The organism is Ruegeria sp. AB5 (assembly GCF_056542645.1).
Genome location: NZ_JBQGAE010000085.1, coordinates 1 through 597, shown reverse-complemented (window position 1 = coordinate 597; position 597 = coordinate 1). Strand labels below are relative to the sequence as shown.

General features: G+C 56.4%; 1 protein-coding gene. It reads right to left on the bottom strand.

What is annotated here, in order from left to right:
* The coding region (gene pyrH, locus ACR0L4_RS23740; protein WP_480515680.1) for a UMP kinase at window positions 1–597 on the bottom strand (597 nt) is incomplete at both ends.

Genomic DNA, 597 nt, shown 5'->3' with positions numbered 1-597 from the left:
GCGCCAATGCAATGGCCGATGCGTCCATCACGCGCAGCCGCTTGGCCAAAACATCGTCATAGGAAACCTGATCATAGCGCACTGCATCCGAGTGTACCTTGGGGTCTTTGTCATAAACGCCATCCACACCGTTCTTGCCCATGAAGATCGCCTGACACGCCATTTCGTTAGCGCGCAGAGTCGCAGCGGTATCGGTGGTGAAATAGGGGTTCCCGGTTCCCGCGGCAAAGATGCAAACCCGCTTTTTCTCAAGGTGACGAACAGCACGGCGGCGAATGTAGGGCTCGCACACCTCATCCATCCGAATGGCCGAAATTACACGTGTAAAGACCCCTACCCCCTCCAGAGCGGATTGCATCGCCAGCGCGTTCATGACAGTCGCCAGCATACCCATGTAGTCGGCTGTCGTACGCTCCATCCCCTGCGCAGATCCAGACAGACCACGGAAGATATTGCCACCCCCGATGACCATGCAAATCTCAACACCAAGATCATGAACCGATTTGACCTCTTGCGCGATGCGCTGAACGGTGGGCGGATGCAGTCCGAATCCCTGATCTCCCATCAGCGCCTCGCCGGAAATCTTCAACATGACAC